The following is a 23,924-nucleotide window of genomic DNA, read 5'->3' as shown; positions in this document are numbered from 1 at the left end:
TAGTTTTGGATACTGTGGAGGACCTAAATAAAAAAAGAAACGTGCACGGAACCATCCTCCATTCGGATCAGGGATTCCAGTACACGTCTAAAAAATACAACAAACGATTAAACAAATATGGCATAAAGGGCAGCCACTCTCGCAAAGGAAACTGCCTGGATAATGCCTGTGTTGAATCGTTCTTTTCCCACTTTAAAACAGAAATGTTGTATCAAACTGATTGTAAAACAGAGAAAGAGTTAATACAAGCAATAGAAACATATATGTATCATTACAATTATAAAAGATTCCAAAAACGACTAAACCATCGTGCTCCAGTTGAATATCGGATCACGATGGCTGCATAGTCTTTTTAGAGCTGTCTACTTGACGGGGTTAAGTCCAAAAAGACAGTCTTTTTTTTCACTAAAGCTACCCGTTAGCTTAAGTACAATTCTTCAGAAGCTCCTCGATAAATACCCAATTTTCTTTTAAAAAGATCCTCCTCAATTTGGCCCTAAAATGAAAAATGTACTCTTATACTTGTTCCAGGATTGCGACCGATTGTGGAATAGCATTTTGCTACTTTGCCCCTGGTTACAACAACGCCGATACTAAGCCAATTTTTGGGTGTTCTAATTCGGAGGGGTACGGGAATAGTGTTAGCTTTACAATTTTTTATGTTTTTACCTAGAGAAATGTAACAAAAAAAGTCCAGCTAGGTGCTGGTTGAAAGGAGTAGGTCTACTACTCCTATTTACACGAAAATCATGTACAAAGAATTAAGAAAACATAAAGCTTATGTAAATTGTCACTTTTAAATAAAAGTCCTTAAAGGAGTGCCACCAACGAAACGCTGAAAACATACGTTAAGGATATTCCAATATTAAAAAGCCCAATTCCTCAGTATGACAATAGAGAAAATGAGCTTTTGTCGTTCCTCCATTAAAGCGCCCGATTTTTGAAGATTAATCTTTAATTCCAAGTCGAATATGAAGTTTGGTTTAAGAGTATCTCATCCTAATCCTTATTAAAGCCACCTCCAGCGGGGAAGTATCCAACACCGTGCTTCTTTATCTGCCACTTAAAACTTTAACTGAGGAGTGCGGATAAGACCTTAAATTTGGCAGCGAAATGATTATGGTTCCAAGGATAATCGTCAATGCACCAATACCAGACAACCATGAAAGAGTTTCATGATAAAAAACGATTCCCAGCACCATAGCAAGAATTGGTGAAACAAAAAGCCAGGTTGAAGGGAAAACCGTGTTTGTCTTGGAGACAAGCCAGTAATAGAGACTATGTCCGCACATTGATCCAACTACTATCAAATAAAGGGACGATCCGATTGCTGCCGGACTTACTAAAGCAGACACTTGGAAATCCTCCGTCACAAGAGACAAAATCATTAACAGGATCCCGCCATGCATCATTTGAACGGCATTTAAAGCAATCGGGGAAATTTTATCAAACCGATTGATCACCCTTTTTGAATAAATCGTTCCTGATGCATAAAACACCTCACCTGCCATAATTAAGAGACAGCCGCCCAGCACCAAGGAATTAACAAGAAAAGTAAAACTCGGTAAAATGAGGAGAAAGACCCCCGCTATTCCTATAAAACATCCAATAAAGGAACTCGGATTTGCTTTCGTTTTTAAAATAAAAGTTTGAATCAACAGTATCATCATCGGACCGGTAGCTGACAAGACGGCTGCCGTTCCTGACGGGACAAACTGCTCTGCCCAATATAATGTGGCAAAAGTACCAAAAGTCAGCCCAATCCCCGACAATAGCATCTCCATACGAAAAAACATCCTTAGTGTAGTCTTTCTTTTTAACGTCATAATGACAAATACAATCAAACCTGCTAAAAAAAAGCGAATACCTGCTGAGAAAAAAGGCGGCAAGCCAGCATCAATCCCTATTTTTATCGCAAGAAATGTTGTACTAAAAATCAGACACATAAACAAATAACCAAACAATACCATGTCAATTCCTCCCTTTTTGCTCCATTATAGGTGAAGGATAATAGAACAGATGAAAATCATTAGAACAGATCAAGAAGAAACATGCTAAAATCAAAGGGATTGGGAGGGAAAGAAATGAATAGAGATTACTTATTTAAACAAGTATACGATTATGTATTACACCGAATCGAACTCAATGAATGGAAAGAGAATGAAAAGCTCCCGTCAATTAGAAATTTAGCCGCTGAGATGAAGGTTCATCGCTTAACCGTATTAAAGGCCTACCAGCATCTTAAACAGGAAAATAAAGTCTATGTCAAAGATAAATCCGGCTATTATGTCCAATCCTGTGAAATTAATAAAATTGAAAGCCTGGAAAATCCGATCGTTTCTGCATATGTGCAAAAAAATCATTTATCGGAAATCCATCAGGTCCCTGTTTCCTATCAATTTTCGCAGGCATTAATTGACCCTAATCTTTTGCCAAATCGCTTCATATCGGACTATGTAAAAAAAGTTTTTGATCTCTACCCAAAGGTTCTATCCACCTACTCCACCGTTCAAGGCGATCATGAACTGCGTCAATCACTTTCTGACTATTTTAATCAGCATTATAAAACGATTACACATCCAGATGAGCTATTAATTACGGCCGGTTCCCAGCAAGCCATTCATCTGATAGCACAGGCATTTGTAAAATCAAGAGACACTATCCTTTTAGAGCGGCCGAGCTATAGTTCTGCCATTGATATTTTTCGAGCACAAGGAGCCAATATTGTAAGCGTCGATATCCATCCGTACGGATATGATTTAGAGCAGATTGAATTCATAATGAAAAAACACAAACCTCGTCTGTTTTATCTTAATCCAACCTTCCATAATCCAACCGGATACACGGTCCCATCGGCTCAAAGAAAACAATTAGTCCAGTTAGCCGAGCAATACCGCTGTCTTTTAATTGAAGACGATGCATACTACGACATCTTTTTTGACCAAGAGCCGCCACCGCCCATGTATACCTATGATACTTCCTCCATGGTGATTTATATCAAAAGCTTTTGCAAATATGTATCACCAGGGCTGCGAATAGCCGTCATGATGAACGGTCAGTCTTCCGTGATGAAATCACTGCTAGCAGTAAAATCATTAGCCGATAATGGATCACCGCTTTTAAATCAGAAGATTTTCCTGCATTACTTTTCATCACCAAGACTGCAGCAACATGTTGAGAAACTGCGAATTGCGCTGCAAATACGAAAGGAAATCATGGAGAAAGAACTGTCCGTAACAGATTGGCAATGGACCAGCCCAAATGGTGGCTTAAATCTATGGGTACAACTCCCAGACCGCCTGTCAACAGAAGACTTATTGGTCAAGAGTCTGGAGCAATCAATATCCTTTGTTCCCGGACAAATATGTGACCCCTTAAAGGAGCCATCCTCATGGCTTCGGTTAAGCTATTCCTATGCCAATGAAGAACAAATCTCGGAAGGACTTAGGAAGTTTATTAATTTACGCTCTACTCAAAAAGGGGTAGCGTCAAGAAAATGCGGATTTACAACGTTAAGGAAATTTCAATATAAAGAAAACTCGCGGATTGGCGAGCCCCTAAGGGCGAAGACAGAGGCGTGTTGCACTTACTTTCCTATTAGCCTAAAAAGCCCAATTTTTCTGTATTAAATTAGAGAAATTGGGTTCTTTTTTATTACTACAATAAAGCACCCGTTAGTTTAAGTGAAACACTTCACAATATATATTTTTGATGTTACTTTTTTTAGTTGTGATTTGCCTTTTGTTCTAGTTTTGAAATAGCTTTGACAACCGCATCACGATTTTTGGCAGATTTTATCCAGAGGGGTAATCTGCTTTCCACGCTTAAATAATAAGTTCCATTTTCTCTTAGGTCAGCTTCAACGTAATTTTTAATATACTCTAAATGTTCGATGTTATATGCCCATAAAGTATGACCACAACAAGCTATTTGTAGATATAAAGGGTAGCCAAAATACCAATCAAATGCCCCTCCAATATTTATAAAGCCATCATTCCACTCACTACCGTATGAAATTAAAGATTGGTTAAAGCAATTATTTTTTGGTACAAATTCTTTGGTCATTCCACAGAGTAAACAGAGAAACCTTTTTGCATTTCCTGTGCTATATGGGGAATGGTCTCCCAATGAAATAACCTTTGATTTACCATTACAATTGGGACAAACTACAATAAATTCAAAACCGAAACTTTCTAACATTCGGTGCTGGTTTTTAAATTGCTTTTTCATTTAATATGACACACGCCTTAGTTGAGATATATTAATCAATCTTTAAAATAAAAATTATTTCCTTTATTTATTAAACTGCTACGTTAATGGATTAAGAAAAGCTGCCAAATTGACAGCTCCAATCTTTTGCTCTTGTACCCTTAGCTGAACAAGAAACCTCTTTATTTCCTGTACCATTCATCGGTTTTGAATTTTTTAGGAATGTCTTGTTCAAACGGCTCGTCAAAGCCTAATTGGTCCAGCGTGTCGAACCATAAATCCCTTTTTGAATTGGGCAGTTTCGTACCGCACCACGGGCAATATTCTATTTGTAAACTGGAATTACCACCATCGTGAATTATTAACCCATACTCATCAAATCGTTCATTGTAAAATATTAAATTATCGGGACAATCGAATGGATTAGAATGCTCCTCGCATTTATAATTAGCTCTTCGGGTCATATTTTCACAACAATTATTTTTCATCGAATTACTCCTCTATTTTTGATTAAGCACCCGTAGCTGAAGAACGGTGCAGAATTAATACACACTAAATATATCATCAAATACTTCACCAGTTTCATAATCAAAAACCATTCTATATTCCCCTATCACTGAATCATCGTACTCAAAATTGAGTCTTATAACTACGTGATTAAAATCCTCATCTGGATAATTTGTAATTGTAAAAGAAACTGATTTAATATAAATGGAAAGTTTCTCAGGCTTAAAGCCTTCCATAAATGTTTCTTCATATTCTTCAGGGTACTCTTCTTTCCAACTATTAAAATTCTCCCAAAACCCTTGAATAGTTTCTCGCTCTAAATCGTTCTCTAGGATCCATTTTTTTAAGTCCTTTACATTTATAAAATTGGACATTAAAATCCTCCTATAATGGCATAATCCATTGAATTCTTCATTGAATTGATTAATTCCTACTTGAAGTAACCTGCTCCGTTAGTACAACAAGAAAAAAGACCGCCGCAGCGATCAATCCCGAAAAACACCCTTTAACTAAAGCACCCGTTACTTGAATAAGCTATTACATAATGGTTTCGAACTATGTATTAACATACGAATACCAGTTTTTTAGATTTAAGGCTCATCCTTACTTCCAGCCCCATTTTTGAAAGATTTGGTGAGATTCTTCCGTTCTTAAATAATCAATAAATTGCTGTGCCTCTTTTTTCTGATCAGTGATTTTCGTCAGGGCGATTGGCGTTCCACGATAGAGCTTTTCTTCTTCGGGCAGTTCGACCAGGTCGGTCACATCCTGGAGCCGGTAATGCCACGATTCATAGGTAATCCAGGCGTCCAGGCTGGAATTCGATTTCCATCGTTCAATGGCTTCGGCACTCGACTTTACAGAAAGGTTAATATTTTGGGAAATGCCTTCAATCAGCCCTTTTCTGCCTGCCAGGTCTTCCCACAGGCCAAGCTGGCCGGCCCCATTCACATCGATTATTTTTACACCTTTTTTCGTCAAATCCTCCAGACTTTCAATCTTCTTAGGATTTCCTTTCCTCACCAATATTCCTGCGGCACGCGGGTAAAGCTCCGTACGTGATTTAGTATCGATCATTTCGGGGTGGTTAAAGATGAAGTCCTGCAGCATATACTCGGAGCCACCGAAAATAATATCTGCATCTTGCTTTGCCTGGCCGATCCAATTTCCCTCTGGTCCGGCTGTTACTTCCACCTTGATTCCCGTTTCAGCTGAAAAATGTTCAGCAGCTTCCTTAATCGGTCCAAGTGGTCCGCCCGGTCCGAACACCCGGATGACATAATCACTTTGGCTAGAATTTAGTGTCGCCTGGAACGCTGGCTTACGGTCCATTTTTGCATAGGCTGACAATCCGGCACCCATAATGACAAAGAGCAGTAGAGCTGATAGGAACACGGTCTTCTTCATGATTCTTCCTCCATTTCATACATGATTTTTATCAGTACTATTAAAGGAAACGAAGGGAGGCTGTAAACGGTTTGATTATAATTGCAAAAAGTTAGAAAGTTTCATAAGTCATTTATCTATAATTCTTCAGTATGAAGTGAAATACCTTCTTTCACTACCCCTGCCCCTTTAGTTGAAGAAGGACAACATTAATTGTTCTAAGATTTAGTATTTGTCATATATTGTCCATGGGAATCACCCCCTCGATGCTAAGACTGCTCAGTTACATGGAGTGGTCTTTTTATATTTTATTAAAAAGGCATCCTCCTTGAAGAAAATCAATTCATGTTCCACTTTGTTAAAGCTCACTATGTTTCTAATTACAAATAACATTTCTTGGTAATTTAAATAGATTAGACCCGATTCAGTTGTGCCTATTTTCAAATTAGATAAGCTCATAACCAATCCAAAAGACATATGTCTAAAGTGTAATAAAAAATAGAATGAAAGTAGGTGTCTAAATGCCTCCTTACTATGGATCATTTGGTTATCCGATGATGGGATACGGCTATCATCCGTATGGTTTCGGTTTTCATCATCACCATTATCCTTTCTATGGTGGTTTCGGTTTTCATCATCCTTGGCACCATTACGGACACTGTTGTTAAAGAAAAGCTATTGAATATTTGAGGAGGATTTGGGAAATCCCTATCCTCTATTACATAATTTTTGAATGGATGTTCCAATTTTGTTTTTCTAAAACTATTATTTAAGTAAACTGCCCCGTTAGTACAACAAGAAAAAATGACCGCCGCAGCGATCATTTTCTTTAACTCTTGCACCCGATAGTTGAACAAGGGTATTAAGGCCACCAATTGGGGGCCTTTTCATTTAATTTATTTTCTTTTTATAAATATAATTCAATATTAGGAACATTAATTCATTCTAGAACTCCGCATTGCTCTCTGGCGGTCGTGCAGTACCATCAGGATAATTATTCCCATCATCACTCCTAAGATGCTACCTAACTCGGTGGCTAGTACATATGCAAGCGGGTACTCTAGAGCTGGTTGTGCATCGGGGCGAGTGGCGGACAAGCGGTTAAAGAGGTTATAAGAGAACAGCATTCCCGAAGAGATCCATGCTGCTGCCATAGGAGGGAAGAACCACTTCGACCTGCGGCGGGTGGTCAGTACCAATAAACCCCACGCCCCCGCGAAGGCCCACACACCGGTACTCAACGACAATAGATGCCACCATAAATCGCGTTTATCCAACATAGCTGGGTTGATACCAATAGTTCCACCAACCGCCCAGAATAGCTTAATAAATCCAAGCAGGATACAGCCAGCCGCGACAAGCCTAGCTAAGGTGATTTGCAGTTTCTGGCTGTTGCCCGGGAGTAATTCAATGTCAATTGGATCAGCAAATGCCTCTGGCCAACGCGCTTTAGCGTATCCAGCTAAGGCGAAAGGTAGGCAGATGCCGACTCCAACCAGTGAGACCATTACGAAAATCTGCTCATATACCCAAACGTTGGCAGCTCCTGCCTGCTGATCGCGTATCATAGCAGCAGGACCAAGCACAGGTGCCAGCAACAGCATAGGTATAAGTAAACCAGTACCTACCCAGACGGGCAAGGCAACCAACCAGGCGGGCAGTCGCTCACCCCATGTCATGCTAAAGGCCAATGCTAACAGGATACCAACTGCAGCTAGAACCATTGTTACTGCGTTTGCAGTGCGCCAACTTGGTTCACCCATTTGTTCGGTCGGCATGAAGAGACCGAAAGTCCAGGCGATTTTGATTAACAGATAAGGCATTACCGCTATAGCGGCACCATAACCCCAAAATCTACGCTTCTTCAGCAAATGTGAAATTGGTAGCTTTTTCATTACTCTCAAGAGGTCACCTCGTTTTCCCCAATTACTCTCACCATCAATACCCTAAAAACTGATCTGCTCTCTTTAATTTTAACATAATATTCCAACTAGAAATCCCTTATTCTAAAAAATTGACAAAAGAAGCTCGCTTCATTGACGACCTTTTGTGTCAATTCTTGTTGAACTATCCTGCCCCGTTGGTTAAACAAGAAAACTGACCGCCGTAGCAATCCTTTCTTAAATTCAAGCACCCGATAATTTGAGTGTAATCCAATTTCACCTTCACCCCGCTTATTGTAAGCAATAATTAAATGAGCACCCATTTGATGAATTTGTTGGTAAATCGTAATGAAATCATATCTGTAAATTTTTTACTTTATTTTACGTACTTTTATATTTATTTTTTGTAGAAAAAGCCGAGAAAACTTTTTATTCAATCACTGCCAGGCGAGCTTTTATCCTTACTGTTAACTGAAAGATTTTTCAGTTGTGGCGGTTCAATCTGCTTTTGGTTTCCATCCCCCTAATGGGTATTGACAGTTTCGTTCATATCAGTACATTCTTTTACAACCTTTAAACTTATTTTCAACTATAATAGGAATGCTGCCCCTTTACTGCTTATATTTCTGTGGAATAAAAAATCCAATGATAAATAACTTCACTACGTCTACATTATTTTATTTTTAAATAACAAGTCTCAAATTGGAGATTCCTCATAACATAAAGTACTATTAAATTAATATTGTTTTTCAAAAATTTATCATGTTGCTACCAAGTGGCTCGTTTGTTGGTAAAAACCCATCATACAGTTTTGTGAAATTTAGATCAGGGGAAGAATTAAGAGTAATTTTAAAATTATTATTCCCACAGACTATTAGAAGGAGGATATTATGAGCGAAAATATTAAAACTTATGAAGCTGAAGGTATCAAAATATATTGGAAACCCAATATTTGCAAACATGCAGCAGAATGTGTAAAGGGATTGCCAAGTGTATTCAATACCCAGAAAAGACCTTGGGTATCACCACAGAATGCAACAGCTGAAAAAATCATGGAAGTGATTGATCGTTGTCCAAGCAGAGCACTTACTTATGAGCAAAAATAAACAAAACTAAAAAAGTTAGGAGAATGTGGAAATGACTGAAATTAAAATGGGCAAGAATGAATTCTATATTGAGGAATCTAATGAAATTATTGCAAGAATTCAATTTATCCCAAGCGGAAAAGATGTAAATGGAAGAAATTTAATTATTGTAAACCATACAGTTGTATACGAGGGACATAATGGTCGTGGATTAGGCAAAGAATTAGTAAACAAGATAGCAGAATATGCTAGAGATGAAAACTTATATATTATTCCTGTATGTCCTTACGCAAAAAGTGTTCTTGAAAGTAAGGAAGAGTATCAAGGAGTACTAGCAAATTGATGCCATTTTATTATATATGCGTTGAATGAACTACACTTAACTGGACAAAAAATTAAGGTCAGTAGACTAATCACTAAATCAGGGCATACTGCTAATTAGTATAAGAGATCCATACTAGCAACATTACTAGGAGAGGCGGGTATGCAAGCCTAGCTAGCAAGCCAGATGTCTTTGCCATCTGGTTTCCTGGCTGGCAATGCATACCCCTGAAGTCCCCTAGTCATCTATATTTACTAACTTTACTGTTAAATGTTCAGATAGAAATATAGGTAACTGAATTTGAGGAAAAAGTTTATTCATAGGTTCTTCAAGCTTTCCTAATAAATTAGTAAATTAAGTATTAAATAATGTTCCATTTAGTGCTTCAATATACCTTTTTGCTGACCTTTGAACCACCAAATCTGCATCTTCTCTAATAATCAGATTAAATGCGTCAAATAATCGATTAAATGTAAAATCATTTACCCTATCTGCAATTCTTTCAACAGTTACAATGGGCAAAGGAATGAAGTTAGGATAGCTATACATAAAACTCACCCATTTACGATCAGCCGCCACACGTACTATATCTCCACTCAATAAAATTCCATTTTGACTGCTTCCATTTTTCCACTCTAAAACAGTACCGCCTTTATAATGTCCTCCAATTCTTTGTAGGATAAGACCTTCCTGCAATTCTAGAGATTCTCCAGACCAAAAAATGATTTTTTCGCTAGATCTAGTCACCCATTCTTTATCATCTTCGTGTATGTAAATTGGAGCATCGAATGTTTCAGCCCATTCTACTTGACTAGAGTAATAATGTGGATGTGATAAAGCAATAGCATCAATTCCGCCTAATTTATTAATATGTGAAATGGTTGATTGATCAATATATGTAATACAATCCCACAATAAGTTGTAATTTTTATCTTGTACAAGATAAGCTGTCTGTCCGATTCCAAAACTTGGATTAGTCTTTATGCTATGTAATCCTTCTTCCTGGAGCTTAATGATATTACTATATGTACCCACCTCTATCAGCTTTTCTAATGTGGTCCACACCTGACCTTTGGAACTAACAAATTGTCTTTCTTCCTCGCAAATCAAACATTGTTTTGGTGCTTCGATTGAACTCTCATACTGAACTCCACAAGTTTCACAAATAAAGTAATTCAAAAAATATCTCTCCTTTACTTATTCACTTCCTATTTACTCTCTTTTAAAATTCACCTAACAATCCAATAATCCTTCTTCAAGTAAACTGCACCCTTTAAGATAAGCAAAATTAATTTATAATTTGTCCACACCTTTCCTTCGCTAAGGAATTTAATAGTAGTAAGGAGGTGATAGTATATGAGTATGGGTGATCCTGTTTCCATTGGGGCAAATTGTATACTCCAAACCAGAAGAAATGGCTTTTTTCTTGTAGTTGAAATTGAAGTGGAAGATACTAATGTTGCATTTGAGGAATTCGTGTTTATTCGAATTTCCCGTAGGGAGGCAAGAGCATTGCTCGCTACTGGACAAATCATGCTTTGTGAGATTGCATCCCGTCCCCCAAGATCTAATGATGTAGAAGTGGAATTCATTTGTGTATTCATCGTTGATGGTGAGGCTTTTGCATTGTTTGATGTAGAAAACAACATGGACCAAGGAGTTTTTGTCCCAATCACATTGGCTCAGGCACGGAGCTTAATTAGCAGGGGTGCAAGGAGATGCACAGTCATTAACAGAAGGATTTCTTAAGAACATTAAAACTTTACAAATGTGGGACTATTGCTTAAGTAGTCCTTTTTTTATTACTTCAAAACTCCCGTTTGTTCAAGATGAAAAGCTGCTTTATTGACGGCAACACATTTTAACTCTTGTACCCATTAGTTGAACAAGAAATATTTTGAGATTACTAATAAGATTACTATTATCGGTATTTCTTTAATCTAGTAATTTTGCATCAGTATTATAATAATTCATTTCAGATAAAAACTGATAAGCGGTTAATCCTTTACAGTTATCGTGATTTCCCTTAATTCCCTTGTTGGTGAAAAATACCAAAAAATTTTAAAAATGTTACTGAAACTAACTAAATAGGTTTCGTGTTTGTCTTTCTTGCTATAGGGTTGATCAGGAACCCTTACTAATAAATTTTGTCCATTATATCTTAATTTCCAATAATAATAATTACCTGTCATTATTGCTCTAACTCCGAAAAACTGCATTTTCTCTATGCACCCGAATTTCTTTAAGAGTGCTTGTAATTCTTCAACCAATAAATAATAATTGTCAGGTAACTCCCTTTTTATTGTCGCTTTACTCACTTCTCCCTTTAATATTTCTTATTATAAAATATGTGAATTTTTACCAATTTATTTCTTGAATACATCTTATGACGAGTAGCATTTTATTAGAATACTACTCATTAATTTTATTACATAAAAATCCGCAAAACCTTGATAAATAAAGAAAAAGACGTATGTCAATTCATACGTCAATTCTTGTGTATATTGTTATCATGTCCAGCCTAGTCGATTTCATTGTGTTATCTTATTGTACGACTTCCTCTCCCTGGTAAATCCGAAATGCTGGAACAATTGTGTCTGAAACAATTTCTTTTCCTTTTTCACGAATAAAGTCCAATTTATAATAGGCATCAAATCTTTGGCTGATTTCCGTTTTCACAAGTTCAGGCGGTGTGACGACGATGAATTGGAACTTCAGTTTTTCGGCAACTGCGAAGATCGGGTCAAGGACATGTGCCGATGCAGCTTGTCCGAACGGATTATCACAGACTAAAGGAACCCAGCTTTGATCGGTTTCGCTTTTAACCGATAATAACATCATCATCATAACCATTCGAGCTGATAGTTTTTGTCCTCCACTGCCATCCGATTTCGTTTTAGAACCTTGATTTATTGTCTGCCAGGTTGAATAATGCTCCTTTTGCGGTTTCCCGTACATAAAGGCATTATCTGTCCGCATATTATAGACCAGCAGCTCTGGATATCGATTTCGAAGTGATACAAATAATATTTGCTCATCACTAATCAGTTGTTTTATTTCTTCATCTAATGCTCGATTATGATCATCAATCATATCAAATTGTTTGGTAATTTTATTTATGGCAGCTACAAAGTGCTGCTTCAGCAGTGGTTCGATATCTTCAGCCTTTTTAGGTAAGATGTCTTCTTTGAGCTGGACGAGCGGAAAGGAACCTCGTTCATTTTTCAGCTTCATCTTCGCAATCATGGAACGAATGGCCTCTGATATGCTCATCACTTTCATGCTGGCACGGCTGGCCCAGAAGTTTTGAGCCTTTTCCGCTCTTTCCTTGTCGCGTTCTAATTGTTCTAATCCACTTTGTGAAAAACGTTTCATATTTTTAACGATGGTCTGGATATGCGTATAATGCCTTGTATCCATATGGTCTAGTGTTGTTAACACTTCATTTTTAAAACGAATCTCCCAATCTTTGCCTTCAATCGTGAGCTTTAAATTACGCAAGGATTGATCAATTTTCGCATGCTTCTCTTGACCTTCTTCCTGAATAGCTTGATGTTCTTCGCACCAGGATATGATACATGCTTTCCCTAGACTCATAATTTGTTCCAAATCATTATTAGTAAATGCTGCGGCTTCCTCTTTTAAGATCACGGATAAGGTTAACAAATCACCTTCGAAGCCCGCAATATTGGTTTCCGTTTCTTTTTGGTGTTTCTCCGCCTTCTTTACTTCCTCTTTCGTTAATTTCGTCTGGTCTTTAATTTCTACTTCCTTTACTTCTAAATCAATATCTGCCCATTGTTCAGGTTGTTTTCCATGCTTTTCGACTTTCTTTCCGGACTTATCACGCTGTCCAACCGCGTGCTTTAAGGATGTTTCCGCCACTGTTACAGCCGTTCCTTGTTCCCGTTCTTCTTTTTCTGCTGTCTTTACTTCCTTCTGTGCCGTTTGCAGCATATTTTCTAATATACTCATAGGTTCATCTGGTTCTGGAGCTTTATTCCAATCCACATCATGCGCATTGAGTTTTTTCTCTAATTTCTTTTGCTGCTTTTGTTCGGTTTCTTTTTTTGCTTGAAGAACAAGTAATTCTCTAGCCTGTTCTTCTTTTGATTTTTGGAGCTGTTTTAGTTCTTCGATACTTCCATTTATCTCTTGTAAAAAATGTGGTGATAACCGAGGGACATCTTCGCATTGGTCTGCTTTTTCATCCGCAGGATAAACCGCTTCTTCAATAAAGAACTTAATCTCCTTTATATTTTGTTCAGTTGTAAGCTTCCATTCTAAATACGTTTGATTCCACTGGTTTTGCTGTTCAACTGTCTTTTGGTGTTCTTTTCCGATTTCTTGCTGCTGAATGGTCAAGGCTTCCTGTTGTTTCTCTTTTTCTAGTTTTACCCGTTTATTTTCTTGATAAAGAGTTTTGTCTTGATCAAACGCCTCCAACGTTTCTACATTTCTTGTAAACTTTTCTATCCTGCCTTTTGTCTTTTCCAGCTCATCTTTTAACTCCAGCTGTAATTCCTTTTCTTTCTCTTCTTGCGCTTTGATTTCCTGTAATTTCGTTTTCAGAGACAGAAGAGAGTTTTGTTCCTGATAAAGAGCTTTTTCGATATCAATGGAAAGCTCACTGGATAAGAAACGATCGATTTCTTTTAAAATACGACGCAAGGAGGCTTCTGTTTTTTCAATTTCATCAAGAGCCTCTTTCTTTTCTTCTATTTGTTTCGCAATCTTTATTTTCCAGCTAGTGAATTGATTTTTATCGCTTAATAGCTCTTTCTCGGTTCCATTAATAATCACAAACGATGGCTGGTGATGTTCGCTGTTCATTTCCTCACGCAAGAAAATCGGAACTGGACTTTTAAACATTCTTCCTGTAAGAACCTGCTGATTAATTTTTTGCCATTGCTGCCCGCTTACGACCAACCCGTATGGAAGGAGCGGATACGTATGAAGGGTATGCGCCATTTCTTCTGGACGTAATGATTGGAGAAATTGGGTTCCATAAAACACATCAATTCCAGTCTTCTCATCTATCCATTCCTTTAATTCTTTCACGTCTTTATTTGCGATCCAGAAGGGCTCATCGTTTAAGGAATGGTCAAGTTGTGTTACCCATAATTCTTTTTTCATCTGTTCCGCTTGTTCTCGGTTATTACCTAGTATTTCTTCAATTTGCATTGCATATTTCGATAAGAGCGAGTGAGTAAACGGCGCTGTGACATCATCTATTAAACCAAGAAGCTTTTCTAATAGTTTTGCCTCTTTTTGCTTTTGCTTTTCATTTGCTTGGTTTATATCTTCCCATTTTTCTTCTGAAAACTGAATGGATTGGACGAGCGTACCATGTGAAGTGGCAAGCTGATTTTGCTTCTCACTAGATTCTTTATCTTTTGCTTGCAACTCTACTAATCTAGCCTTTTTGTCTTCGATTTGTTTATAAAGACTGTCGATCAATCCCCTTAAGTCATAGGTTAAGCGGTCGCCAAATTCTTGGATGAGTGCCGCTTCCTTAGACTCAAAAGTATGCATTTGTGTATACAGAAAATCAATTTCAGTACTTAGCTGAGCAATCTCTTTTGTCTTTTGTTTATCCTGTTGAGCTAGCTCCGTTCCTTTTTTCTTTAAGAACTTTTGAAAACCCAAATACTGCTTAACCGCTTCTTGAATCGATAGATAGGATTGCTCCCATTGCTTTTTAGCAATTTGCTTGATTTCATCCATTCTTTGATTTACTTGCTCTAAGCCGCTATTTTGTTCCATTGTCGCTATCTGCTGAGAAAGAGAGCGAATCGTTTGTTCATTTTCACTCCACTCTTTTACTAATAACTGAAAGACCAATTGCTCTTTTCGTTCTTGTTTCTCTTTCACAATCGCTTGGAAGGAAGTATGTTTCTCCCTTTCTTCCACTAATTTCTTATCCCAATTCATGACCTCTCTGTGAGCTTTGGCAAACTCTAAATTATCATTTTCGTAGCGTAAATCCGCTTGCCTTACAGTTAATTTCTCCATGTCTTTCTCTAAGGTGAGCAGGGTTTCCTCTTCCGCTTGCTTCAAATGCTCTAAGGCACCAAGCAGCTGCCTGCCTGCCTGTATACTGGCTTGAACAATTTCTTTATGTTCTACTCCTTTAGCTAAGTGCTCTTCAAATGGGACAATGTCTTCTAAAAACTCTTTATGGGCTTGCTCTCTTTTTAAGAGAACTGGCAGATCCTTAGCAATACTTGCCTGACTTTTAAAAATCTCAACAAGATCGTTCTTTTGATGTTCGGTCCGATGTAAGACTTGACTAACAGTAGGGATGATTCGTTTTTGGAAAAGGGAATGATCATCTTCAGCCCCCTCGAAGTATTTGCCAACTCCGCCTTCATCCTTATTAATGTCCTTCATAATATCCCAGTCTTTACGGTTAATTCCATATGTATCAAGGATGCGATAGTGCTTCTTTGTATCTCGGTAAACGTCATATCCATTCCATTTTAAATAGTCCTTTAAGCTTTCGGTTTCAGCAACCTCATCATTTTCATAGAGTGGAATATGCTCAAGCGCAGCCTCTTCTTTTCGTTCAAATTCTCTTGTATAAAATGTAATATTAGGGAGGATTTTTGCTTCCTGTTCCAATGTTTTACTTTCATTTCCACTTTCTTCACTCAATGAAACCCGCTGCTCAGCTGAGAACATTCCTCCCGTCACTAGATGCCGCCGGTCTGCGCCGTCCAATTCCCACTGAATAAGAACATGAAAGGTATAGGGAATAAATTGCTCTTTATTGTTAAAGAAAAACTGCTGATAATAACGATTGTTCTGTTTTCCCCATGAAGTTCCAGGTTTGAGTATTTGGAAGATGGTTTGAAGGAACACACCTTTTCCACCCCCATTCATCATCGCAATGAGGCCATTTGTTGATGTCACATCATTATGGAAATTAAAAGTGGTATCTTTGTATTGCTTTTGCATGCCATCATACTTCAGGCCGACAATTCTAATTCGATGGATTTTCGGCATGCATATCTTCCTCCGTCGTCATCAATTTTTTTAAAAGTTCATACCGATCATAATCGTGATACAGGTATTCAATTCGCTCAAAAAGCTCTTGTTTTGGTATCACCTTAGCTATATCGTCCCGATCAAGAATGACGATCAACCCCTCTGTCTCTAGTAAGCGCATAGCACTGGCAATTAAACCGATTCGGGTTCGTCTATTGCCTTTTTTAATCCCATAATCTTCCGTGTCAACCTCCATGTATTTCCATGTGGTCACAACTTCCTTCATATCAATTCGTTCCTCTTCTCCGAAGTCCGGTTTAGCTTTAAGAATGCTCTCCCATTTCACCATTAAGTCGTTGACTTGCCGTTCTAATGCGTAATAGCTAATCCCTTCGCGCTTGGTACGGATTTTTGCTGCCTGGTTACGGTCTATGGCTGCTAAAAAAGACATAATGACAACACTCATAAGATGGAAGTGTTTTTTCGTTTCCACTTGCCGATGCTTTTCTTTCAAATGGGTAAAATTCGTAGCAAAGACCGAGCCGGTTGGCTGGACAACTAAGTGGATGCGTTTAGGCGATTCAATAATATATGTACCTGATTCGTCTGCTAATAAAAGAACCGTCTGTCTCACTTCCGGATCAAAATAGGTCTGGAAGTGTTCACTGTTTTCGTCGATGACTTTATCTTTTAATAGTGTAAAATAGACAGCTGATGCTCTTTTGATACTTTCTGCATTCATCGTTTTTCCTCCTGAACACATATTTTAAAAGGGGTCATTTTCGTTTGATACCATAGAAATGGCTCCGCCCGATGATCAAACACAGTATAGATCTTCAAGCCTTCAAATACTTGAAATTGCGGATATTCCTTCATTAGTTTATATAGAAGAATTTCCCTCTCATCGCTTAGGGTTTCTTCCTTTCGATGCAACACTTGAACCTTCAGTGGCTTTTTATCGAACATCATCCACAAATCGATCGTTTCAGATTCTTCAAACCATAAATCCTGCACTTCTAATGGCAACTCTGCTAGATCAGCTAACGAAAACTCTCCGTTTGTTTGTAAAAATTGAAAAACATAACTCCATGCTTTAATGACAGAATCCCAGTTCGTTACTCTCAGACGAGTAATGCTTTCTTCTGCCTCCTCTTCCATTACAGCATCCGTTAGTTGTTTTTCATCGAATTCTTGTTCACCCCAAATCCAATCCAATGGCAAAATAAATTCATTCTTTGGTGAAAATAAAGGAGAAAGTACTGTTTCTATCGTCTCGAAATGATGAACGCCTTCCTTCATGAACCAATTTTCATAAAAATGCTCTCGAAAAGAAACCAGGCTGTTTTCCCAAAACAAAGAAGGGTTTTCCGCTTTTAATTTCATCTCATATGAAATATTTTGAATGACTAGTTTTGCAAAGCGGTCATGCAATTGCCTTGTATGGCCAATTTTTTCTTGAAGGAGAATCAATTCTTTCTGAATATAATCATCTTCTTCGTTTCTTCGTTTTGTCTTTTCTATCATACTAGTAATCGTACGGAAGTGATTTTTTTCCTCTTCAAATTGCTTTTCAATCTCAACACGATTGTCGGCCCTTTGCCATTCCTCTTCCATCAATAAGATTTTGGGATTGTTGATCATTTCCTTTTGAAAAGTGAATTCATTTGCCATTAAGCGGTTTACGCGTGAAATGAGGTGATCGAGGTTTCTGGTAGCTTTTCTAAAATTACCGTTTTTAATCAGCTGCATACTATAAAGTTGTTCAATCGTGATTGAGAATTCCTCCGCCATTTCCCTGCTCATAAAAATCATTTCCTGAGCGACATCTGTGAGTTTATAAACAATGGATCCGCCCATCTCCAGATTCGTATATAATTCATCCATTGTGACATACCGAAATGTTTGCGTCTCCCAGGATTGTCTTATTTCATCGTAATATAAGGCTTCAAACGGTTTACTATACTCTTCTTTTCCCTGATATAAAAGCCCGCTTGTAATCCGCTCAACTTGCTTATCGTCTGCTAAAAGCTTCATTTGCTTAATCGAGTCTTCAACGATATATTTGATATCTGATTTACGTCTATGATCATCATCATTTAATTCTCTATAAAAGATTGTGAGGAGCACTTGCATGAGAATGGTTTGGATATGAGGTTTCAGCTCACCCACTTCCATCCCCCTCCCCAGCTCAAACAGAGGATTTAATCGTTGCAAACGCTTGCCAAATCCTTCCCATGACTCGTTCACATCCATTTCCTCCATGTTTCAATTGTTAAAACTTCTTGTGGGATCCGCTTATTTTCCTGCCATAATTGCCGTAATAGCTCTTGCTCCTCTTCCATAAACCATTGAAAAAATAAATCACGGTATTGGATGTTTTGTGTTTGCCCTTGTTTTTGGTCATTCCTTTGTTCCCGACATTCAAGCATTTTGCGATAAATTTTTAAGGCTGGCTGTATACAGCAGTCCGGGTATTTTTCAATAAGCCGAATGATAATCCCGTATCCCGCGGCATCAAGATCTCCTGCGTAATAGAAAAGATAGGATTTTGGCGGAAACATGCGAAAGAAAAAGGAAAAGCTCCCTTCAATTTTCGTCCCTTCACCATAAATAATCAGTTCAGGTTCATAATCGAGTTGACCCGCTTCCAATAACTTAATGGAAGTATGAAAGAAAGATAGATTCTCGACGATCAATACCCGCTGAATATCTTTTATTTCTTTCCCTTGCTTCATCCAAAATACAAAAGGCTCCCCGTAGTTTACCATTTTAAGCTTTTCTTCTGATACTCCAATTCTAGCTAAGAAGCCTTTTCCATCAGGAAAGCTATCACCGTCGAGTAAGAATTTTTCATGACCAAAGAGCTCTAGGCTTCTTTCTTCGACTGACACGATTTCCCGTTCCTCACTGGATTGGAGAAATGTATATACATTCTGGATTCGTACCCATTCCTCTTTCGTTTGCCATTCGGGATGCCGTTCATAAAAGGAAAAATCAAACTGGTCACCTAATTTCATCATCTCAAGACGATCCCATTTGTTTTCCTGAACTTTTATATTAACCCAGTAATATAAGGCAAGGGCTGGGGTTTTTCCATTGTATTGATTATTTTGAATAGGGATCAGTTGTCCCTCAGCCTGCAAAATTTCAATTGCATGATAAAACAATGTATAACCGTCCATTTCATAATAATCATCCAAAAGCTTGCGCAGCTGAAGTTCTAAATCGTTAATATTTATTTTCTTTTTTTGTTTAGGGTGTTGAATATCTCCAATAAAACCTCTCACCCGTGTTTCAATGATATCGATGGAATTCACCTTCTTAAATCTTCTTAACGTCATAGGAATCGACTACTACAATCCAATTTAGACATCCTTATATTATAAACTAGTTGGGTTATGGTTGGTTAATGAAATTATCCTAATAATGCCGGCATAACAAAAAAACCCTTACAAATATTGATATATCAGTATTTGTAAGGGTTTTATCGTTTGCGCTTTTGCTTACTTTAATATTCTCCTTTAATGACAAAAAACGAGCCCCGAATTGTTCCAGCCAGTTTAGACTTTTGCCTGGCAAACTTAAACTTCTCTTCTAACTCCTTTGGTACCTCCATCCCCTCAGAAAGCTTAAAACCTACGGCCCGCTTCTTAGGGTCATCAACCGTATACATAACGTTAACTGAAAGACCATCCTCATAAAAGACGTAGGCCATTTTGATATTTTCCACTTGAAAACGAGACGTTTCTAAAGGTCTGGCCGCAAACTCAATATCACGTTCTTTCAGGATTCGGTTCACATAATCAAGGGTCTCGCAGGACTCGCTTGCTGGTACAACTGTAAATTCATGCTTGTATTTGTTCATAAAGTAACGGGCTTCATGAGCACGTAAACCAGCAAGCGCTTCTACTACAGGTGAAGACTCTAAACCAACCGGAGACACATTTTTAAAATCAACGCTATTGGACATTTCCATCCCTCCTTTTATATCTTTATTTCCTAACAACAGGAATCCACATTTCACCAAAAACTAAGCCGTTTCGCTGCCCCATCTCAACCGTTGCATTTGGCGCACCAACATAGGCAAAATTCTTTGCTTCTGGCAAGACTTGACCAAAGGCAATGCCAGCAAGCTTATTATTCAATTCATCAGCCGTCTTCCCTTCCCCTTTAACAACCAGGTATTCCCCCTTAGGAAATTGGATAACTCTGTCTACTTCTGGTACCGATGCCTCTGACATGACGCCAGCATAATGCATCATCTTGTTATTCACCGCTTCGTTCACGGCAAAAATGTAGTCATTTGAAGCTATGGCTTTTAAAGCATCAAGCCTTCCATCTTGGCTGACGGCCTGCCAAAAGTCTGACTTTTCCTTATTTAAACCAGCAAAGTCTGTGTAATTGCTCTTAAGCTCCGTTCCAAAACCTAAAACGGTAAAGCTATCTTTTTCCTCTAATGTATAATCTGTCATATTCAAAACCTTCCTTTTTTAAATTTATCAAATGACTTGCGTTCTTCACTTGATAGCTTTATCATAGCCTTAAATCATGTCAAAAAATGATACTGTTTAGGAGTCCCGATGAAAAAAGTTGAACGGATTAATATCATTATGCGGTATATCAACAACCGCGCTCACTTTACCATTTCTGAAATCATGCAAGAATTTAACATTTCTCGTTCAACAGCAATTAGAGATATTAGAGAAATTGAAGCCATGGGGATGCCGCTTGTCGCTGAAGTTGGGAGGGATGGGGGCTACTTTGTCATGCACAACTCTGTCCTGCCCGATGTCCGCTTTACCGATAATGAGGTCAAAGCTCTTTTTATTGCCTTTATGGCCACAAGAAATCAACAACTCCCCTATCTAAAGAGTCGTCAGTCTTTAGCTGAAAAATTACTAGGACTTATCTCAAAAAACCAGCAAGATGACCTTGTTCTTTTAAATCAAATCTTGCTATTTGAAGGTACCAATCCCCATAATCCCGACCTGCTTGATCTGTCAGACCTCCCCCATCCCATGTTAGAAAAATTAATCCAAATCCTCCTTTTGGATAGCTATTTATTGATTACCATCAACGAAGAGAATGTAATAAAGTCTTATCCTATTTATCTCTTGCACCTTTATCGCGAGAAAAGCCTTTGGATGATTGAAGGGTTTGACTTAAAGGAAGAAAAGAAGCAGATTTTTTCTGTGGACGATCTCACTAATGTCAAACCCTACCCGACAAAAAAAAGATTAAGTAAGAAAAGAATTTTAGAAAAACTAAGTAAGCAGGAAGAAATAATCAACCTTATCCTTGAACTTGGTCCAAAAGCGATTGCCCAGTTCAGAAAATACCATCCTTTAAAAGTTTCCATTTCCTATACGAATCCATACCAAGCCACAGCCATTCTAAAGACTTTTATCAATGTTAATAAGCCCGAAGAATTGACAGAAATAACAAATTGGCTTCTTTTTCTAGGTGGGGATATTAAGGTCAGGGAAATGCCAAAAGAAGTCTTAGAAGGTTTACAAGAAAGATTAGGCTTATACTGCCCATAAGCTAATAATAATTATAAAATGAACATACCAACAATACCGCTTAATATTCCTAAAACTACTACAGATCCAGCTGTAAAGAATAGAACTCGTTTCGGAAACGAGCGTGCAACAATGATAAGTGATGGAAGGCTGATAGACGGCAAGGTAATCAAGAGTGCTGCTGCTGGTCCTCCGCCAAGTCCGAAAGACATAAAAGTCTGGATAATAGGAATCTCAGCAGCTGTTGGGATTACGAAAAGCATGCCAGTGATGGCAAAACCAATTACAGTGATTAAACTGTTAGCAGCATCTTCACCAATATGAGGAAACAGCCATACTTTAATGGCACCCATTAATAAAATAGAAAGAACATAAGCTGGGACGATGTACAAAATCATACTTCCTATCGATTTTATCCATCTGGTAATAAAGGAACCAGAAACTTCAATCTCTACTTTTTCAATCATTTTATCAATATCAGCGGACTTCACATTCGGGGCAAAACGATTGGCTAAAAAACTTACACCAAAAGTCAAAATAATGCCAAAGATTAGACGGAGCAGGGTAAACTTCCACGATAAAACAAACGTCATAAAAATTAAGGTCGCAGGATTAATGGTCGGATTGCCTAACCAAAATGCAAGGCTGGCGCCAACAGAGACATTTTTTTTTCGTAAACCTACTGCCATTGGAGCTGCACAGCAAGTGCACATCATACCAGGAATCGCTGCAAGGCCGGCAATCGCAGTGCTGCCAAAGGACGTTTTTCCAAGCACCTTTAAAAGCCAGTTAGCTGGCAGCAGCACCTGCAGTAACGATCCAAGTAAAATTCCTAATATCGCTGCTTTCCAAACAGCAGTAAAATAAATGACAGCGTAAGCCCAGGCACCGGACCAAGATACACCCTGCAAATTTGCTTTGTCTCCGAGTATCGAGCTCCCAATAGAATGGGTGGTAGCAGCTAGAATGGCCTTATTATAATAAGGAAACCATTTTACATACCATAACCCGGCTGCTGCAATGATTATAAATAGAACAGCAAATGAAACAGTTTTTTTGGGATTAGACTGATTTGCTGGTATAGACAGTGAATTATTTAGTTGAGACAATTTGTATAACCTCCCAAAAATGATAGAAATAATATAGAAACACCGATTTCCTTCAAGAAAGAAAATCGGCGTTCCTAAAATTATATGTTTAAAAATTTACCTCTTGCTTGTTTGATTGCATTACAAATGCTTTCTTTATCAAGAGACAATTCCATTAAACCAATTTGATCTTGATATACATCTTCAGGAATTTCAGCTTTAATTTCATCCTCAAGAATGTGATAAACAGAAAGACCTAATGCCACGCCAGCTAACGGGCCTGCATAAGTCGGGTCACCGACGGTTACCGTTTCCGCAAAAATGTCGGCACTATCTTCATCCGGCGAACCGAGAATGACAACGATATTTTCATTTCCATATTTCTCAGCTGCTTTCTTTAATTCTTCTTGGACCAACTGGTCCATCGCACCTGCAGCCGTTCAAACAAAGCACTGGGTATCTTTATAAATAACTTCTGCCCCAATTGCATTCATGCACTCCTCAATAGATGGCGCCGGAACACCATCTCTTTCCCCTAAAACAAACACTTTTTTATTCGTTAAAATCATCTTTAATCATCCTTTCTCTTAATTTAAATAGATTCGTATTTTCTTTAAATATTTTCTTTAATAAGATTTTCAATATCTTCTTTTGTAATTTCTCCGCCTGAAATTCTTTTAATTTCTTTCCCTTCTTTGAACATTAAAAAGGATGGTAATCCCATAACTCGATGGTTAATACAAACTCTTCGATTTTCAACGCTATTAAGTTTCACCACTTTGACCTTTTCACTATATGTTTCTGCTAACACCTCAACATCTGGCATTAAATTAAGGCAAGGTTGACAACTTGGACCCCAAAAATCCACGATCACAGGCCGGTCTGCTTCAAGTACCTCAGTCTCAAAGTTATTTTTATTTACCTCAATCATT

Annotated in this window: 23 protein-coding genes; 6 read left to right on the top strand and 17 right to left on the bottom strand. The window is 38.0% G+C overall.

The genetic code is table 11. The annotated features are described in order from the left end of the window. Window positions 1–347 (top strand): IS3 family transposase (locus LC455_RS29720; RefSeq protein WP_223596480.1); only part of this gene is annotated, 347 nt, incomplete at its 5' end. Window positions 348–1,052: 705 nt separating this feature from the next. Here LC455_RS29720 and LC455_RS29715 read toward each other — a convergent pair. Further along, window positions 1,053–1,970, bottom strand: coding sequence for a DMT family transporter (locus LC455_RS29715; protein WP_223596479.1), 918 nt, complete (start codon window positions 1,968–1,970; stop codon window positions 1,053–1,055). Window positions 1,971–2,084: 114 nt separating this feature from the next. Here LC455_RS29715 and LC455_RS29710 point away from each other — a divergent pair, with 114 nt between their 5' ends. Beyond that, window positions 2,085–3,629, top strand: coding sequence for an aminotransferase-like domain-containing protein (locus LC455_RS29710; RefSeq protein ID WP_223596477.1), 1,545 nt, complete (start codon window positions 2,085–2,087; stop codon window positions 3,627–3,629). Between the two features lie 94 nt (window positions 3,630–3,723). Here the strand turns inward: LC455_RS29710 and LC455_RS29705 are convergent, their stop codons facing one another. The 5 genes from LC455_RS29705 to LC455_RS29685 all read right to left on the bottom strand — a co-directional run bounded on the left by LC455_RS29705 (window position 3,724) and on the right by LC455_RS29685 (window position 7,997). Further along, on the bottom strand, window positions 3,724–4,230 hold the full coding sequence (locus tag LC455_RS29705) for a hypothetical protein (RefSeq protein WP_223596475.1): 507 nt from the start codon (window positions 4,228–4,230) through the stop codon (window positions 3,724–3,726). Between the two features lie 161 nt (window positions 4,231–4,391). Next, window positions 4,392–4,697: a DUF6980 family protein gene (locus LC455_RS29700; RefSeq protein ID WP_223596473.1), complete on the bottom strand. Its 306-nt coding sequence runs from the start codon at window positions 4,695–4,697 to the stop codon at window positions 4,392–4,394. Window positions 4,698–4,751: 54 nt separating this feature from the next. After that, on the bottom strand, window positions 4,752–5,090 hold the full coding sequence (locus LC455_RS29695; protein ID WP_223596471.1) for a hypothetical protein: 339 nt from the start codon (window positions 5,088–5,090) through the stop codon (window positions 4,752–4,754). A gap of 229 nt (window positions 5,091–5,319) precedes the next feature. Beyond that, a complete protein-coding gene (locus LC455_RS29690; protein WP_223596469.1) occupies window positions 5,320–6,123 on the bottom strand; it encodes an extracellular solute-binding protein in 804 nt (267 codons plus the stop codon). A gap of 914 nt (window positions 6,124–7,037) precedes the next feature. After that, entirely contained in the window at window positions 7,038–7,997 is a 960-nt protein-coding gene (locus tag LC455_RS29685) for a hypothetical protein (protein ID WP_223596485.1), read from the bottom strand. Between the two features lie 878 nt (window positions 7,998–8,875). Here LC455_RS29685 and LC455_RS29680 point away from each other — a divergent pair. Together LC455_RS29680 and LC455_RS29675 are read left to right on the top strand one after the other, a co-directional pair. After that, window positions 8,876–9,091 carry a (4Fe-4S)-binding protein gene (locus LC455_RS29680; protein WP_223596467.1) on the top strand — a complete coding sequence of 72 codons (216 nt, stop codon included), beginning with the start codon at window positions 8,876–8,878 and terminating at the stop codon, window positions 9,089–9,091. 31 nt (window positions 9,092–9,122) lie between these two features. Then, window positions 9,123–9,413: a GNAT family N-acetyltransferase gene (locus tag LC455_RS29675; protein WP_166262147.1), complete on the top strand. Its 291-nt coding sequence runs from the start codon at window positions 9,123–9,125 to the stop codon at window positions 9,411–9,413. 333 nt (window positions 9,414–9,746) lie between these two features. Here LC455_RS29675 and LC455_RS29670 read toward each other — a convergent pair whose 3' ends face one another. Further along, window positions 9,747–10,571 (bottom strand): MBL fold metallo-hydrolase, encoded by an 825-nt coding sequence (locus LC455_RS29670; RefSeq protein WP_223596465.1) that lies wholly within the window; start codon window positions 10,569–10,571, stop codon window positions 9,747–9,749. A gap of 177 nt (window positions 10,572–10,748) precedes the next feature. Here LC455_RS29670 and LC455_RS29665 point away from each other — a divergent pair, with 177 nt between their 5' ends. Beyond that, window positions 10,749–11,141, top strand: a complete 393-nt coding sequence (locus LC455_RS29665) for a hypothetical protein (protein WP_223596463.1) — start codon at window positions 10,749–10,751, stop codon at window positions 11,139–11,141. Window positions 11,142–11,389: 248 nt separating this feature from the next. Here the strand turns inward: LC455_RS29665 and LC455_RS29660 are convergent, their stop codons facing one another. The 7 genes from LC455_RS29660 to LC455_RS29630 form a co-directional block, all read right to left on the bottom strand. Then, complete coding sequence (locus LC455_RS29660; protein WP_223596461.1) at window positions 11,390–11,710, bottom strand: hypothetical protein; 321 nt, start codon at window positions 11,708–11,710, stop codon at window positions 11,390–11,392. A gap of 226 nt (window positions 11,711–11,936) precedes the next feature. After that, a complete protein-coding gene (locus LC455_RS29655; protein ID WP_223596459.1) occupies window positions 11,937–16,400 on the bottom strand; it encodes a hypothetical protein in 4,464 nt (1,487 codons plus the stop codon). Continuing rightward, window positions 16,378–17,124, bottom strand: a complete 747-nt coding sequence (locus LC455_RS29650; protein ID WP_223596457.1) for a DUF6063 family protein — start codon at window positions 17,122–17,124, stop codon at window positions 16,378–16,380. The genes LC455_RS29655 and LC455_RS29650 overlap by 23 nt, the downstream gene beginning before the upstream one ends. Next, on the bottom strand, window positions 17,121–18,635 hold the full coding sequence (locus tag LC455_RS29645; protein WP_223596455.1) for a hypothetical protein: 1,515 nt from the start codon (window positions 18,633–18,635) through the stop codon (window positions 17,121–17,123). Before LC455_RS29645 ends, LC455_RS29650 begins: the two co-directional genes overlap by 4 nt. Further along, window positions 18,626–19,723, bottom strand: a complete 1,098-nt coding sequence (locus LC455_RS29640) for a Wadjet anti-phage system protein JetD domain-containing protein (RefSeq protein ID WP_223596453.1) — start codon at window positions 19,721–19,723, stop codon at window positions 18,626–18,628. Before LC455_RS29640 ends, LC455_RS29645 begins: the two co-directional genes overlap by 10 nt. 167 nt (window positions 19,724–19,890) lie before the next feature. Next, on the bottom strand, window positions 19,891–20,388 hold the full coding sequence (locus LC455_RS29635) for a phage tail protein (RefSeq protein ID WP_223596451.1): 498 nt from the start codon (window positions 20,386–20,388) through the stop codon (window positions 19,891–19,893). Next, window positions 20,375–20,854, bottom strand: coding sequence for a GyrI-like domain-containing protein (locus tag LC455_RS29630; RefSeq protein ID WP_223596449.1), 480 nt, complete (start codon window positions 20,852–20,854; stop codon window positions 20,375–20,377). Before LC455_RS29630 ends, LC455_RS29635 begins: the two co-directional genes overlap by 14 nt. Window positions 20,855–20,962: 108 nt before the next feature. Between LC455_RS29630 and LC455_RS29625 the strand changes: the two genes are divergently transcribed. Next, window positions 20,963–21,925, top strand: coding sequence for a helix-turn-helix transcriptional regulator (locus tag LC455_RS29625; RefSeq protein ID WP_223596447.1), 963 nt, complete (start codon window positions 20,963–20,965; stop codon window positions 21,923–21,925). A gap of 11 nt (window positions 21,926–21,936) precedes the next feature. On the opposite strand, the gene LC455_RS29620 is transcribed toward LC455_RS29625, so the two are convergent. From LC455_RS29620 to LC455_RS29610, 3 genes are all read right to left on the bottom strand, one after another. Further along, entirely contained in the window at window positions 21,937–23,013 is a 1,077-nt protein-coding gene (locus LC455_RS29620; RefSeq protein ID WP_223596446.1) for a permease, read from the bottom strand. Window positions 23,014–23,093: 80 nt separating this feature from the next. Then, window positions 23,094–23,561, bottom strand: coding sequence for a glycine/sarcosine/betaine reductase complex selenoprotein A (grdA, locus tag LC455_RS29615; protein WP_223596444.1), 468 nt, complete (start codon window positions 23,559–23,561; stop codon window positions 23,094–23,096). Between the two features lie 44 nt (window positions 23,562–23,605). Continuing rightward, entirely contained in the window at window positions 23,606–23,923 is a 318-nt protein-coding gene (locus tag LC455_RS29610; RefSeq protein ID WP_223596442.1) for a thioredoxin family protein, read from the bottom strand. Between the last annotated feature and the right edge of the window lies 1 nt (window position 23,924).

The sequence above is a fragment of the Neobacillus bataviensis genome (assembly GCF_019969725.1).
The sequence above is the reverse complement of the archived record's forward strand: the minus strand, read 5'-3'. Positions and strand labels throughout refer to the sequence as shown.

Bases quoted from the DNA above. Each gene is read 5' to 3' on its own strand.
- LC455_RS29715 (WP_223596479.1), bottom strand. From the start codon at position 1,970: ATGGTATTGTTTGGTTATTTGTTTATGTGTCTGATTTTTAGTACAACA.
- LC455_RS29710 (WP_223596477.1), top strand. From the start codon at position 2,085: ATGAATAGAGATTACTTATTTAAACAAGTATACGATTATGTATTACAC.
- LC455_RS29705 (WP_223596475.1), bottom strand. From the start codon at position 4,230: ATGAAAAAGCAATTTAAAAACCAGCACCGAATGTTAGAAAGTTTCGGT.
- LC455_RS29700 (WP_223596473.1), bottom strand. From the start codon at position 4,697: ATGAAAAATAATTGTTGTGAAAATATGACCCGAAGAGCTAATTATAAA.
- LC455_RS29695 (WP_223596471.1), bottom strand. From the start codon at position 5,090: ATGTCCAATTTTATAAATGTAAAGGACTTAAAAAAATGGATCCTAGAG.
- LC455_RS29690 (WP_223596469.1), bottom strand. From the start codon at position 6,123: ATGAAGAAGACCGTGTTCCTATCAGCTCTACTGCTCTTTGTCATTATG.
- LC455_RS29685 (WP_223596485.1), bottom strand. From the start codon at position 7,997: ATGAAAAAGCTACCAATTTCACATTTGCTGAAGAAGCGTAGATTTTGG.
- LC455_RS29680 (WP_223596467.1), top strand. From the start codon at position 8,876: ATGAGCGAAAATATTAAAACTTATGAAGCTGAAGGTATCAAAATATAT.
- LC455_RS29675 (WP_166262147.1), top strand. From the start codon at position 9,123: ATGACTGAAATTAAAATGGGCAAGAATGAATTCTATATTGAGGAATCT.
- LC455_RS29665 (WP_223596463.1), top strand. From the start codon at position 10,749: ATGAGTATGGGTGATCCTGTTTCCATTGGGGCAAATTGTATACTCCAA.
- LC455_RS29655 (WP_223596459.1), bottom strand. From the start codon at position 16,400: ATGCCGAAAATCCATCGAATTAGAATTGTCGGCCTGAAGTATGATGGC.
- LC455_RS29650 (WP_223596457.1), bottom strand. From the start codon at position 17,124: ATGAATGCAGAAAGTATCAAAAGAGCATCAGCTGTCTATTTTACACTA.
- LC455_RS29645 (WP_223596455.1), bottom strand. From the start codon at position 18,635: ATGGATGTGAACGAGTCATGGGAAGGATTTGGCAAGCGTTTGCAACGA.
- LC455_RS29640 (WP_223596453.1), bottom strand. From the start codon at position 19,723: ATGACGTTAAGAAGATTTAAGAAGGTGAATTCCATCGATATCATTGAA.
- LC455_RS29630 (WP_223596449.1), bottom strand. From the start codon at position 20,854: ATGACAGATTATACATTAGAGGAAAAAGATAGCTTTACCGTTTTAGGT.
- LC455_RS29625 (WP_223596447.1), top strand. From the start codon at position 20,963: ATGAAAAAAGTTGAACGGATTAATATCATTATGCGGTATATCAACAAC.
- LC455_RS29610 (WP_223596442.1), bottom strand. From the start codon at position 23,923: ATGATTGAGGTAAATAAAAATAACTTTGAGACTGAGGTACTTGAAGCA.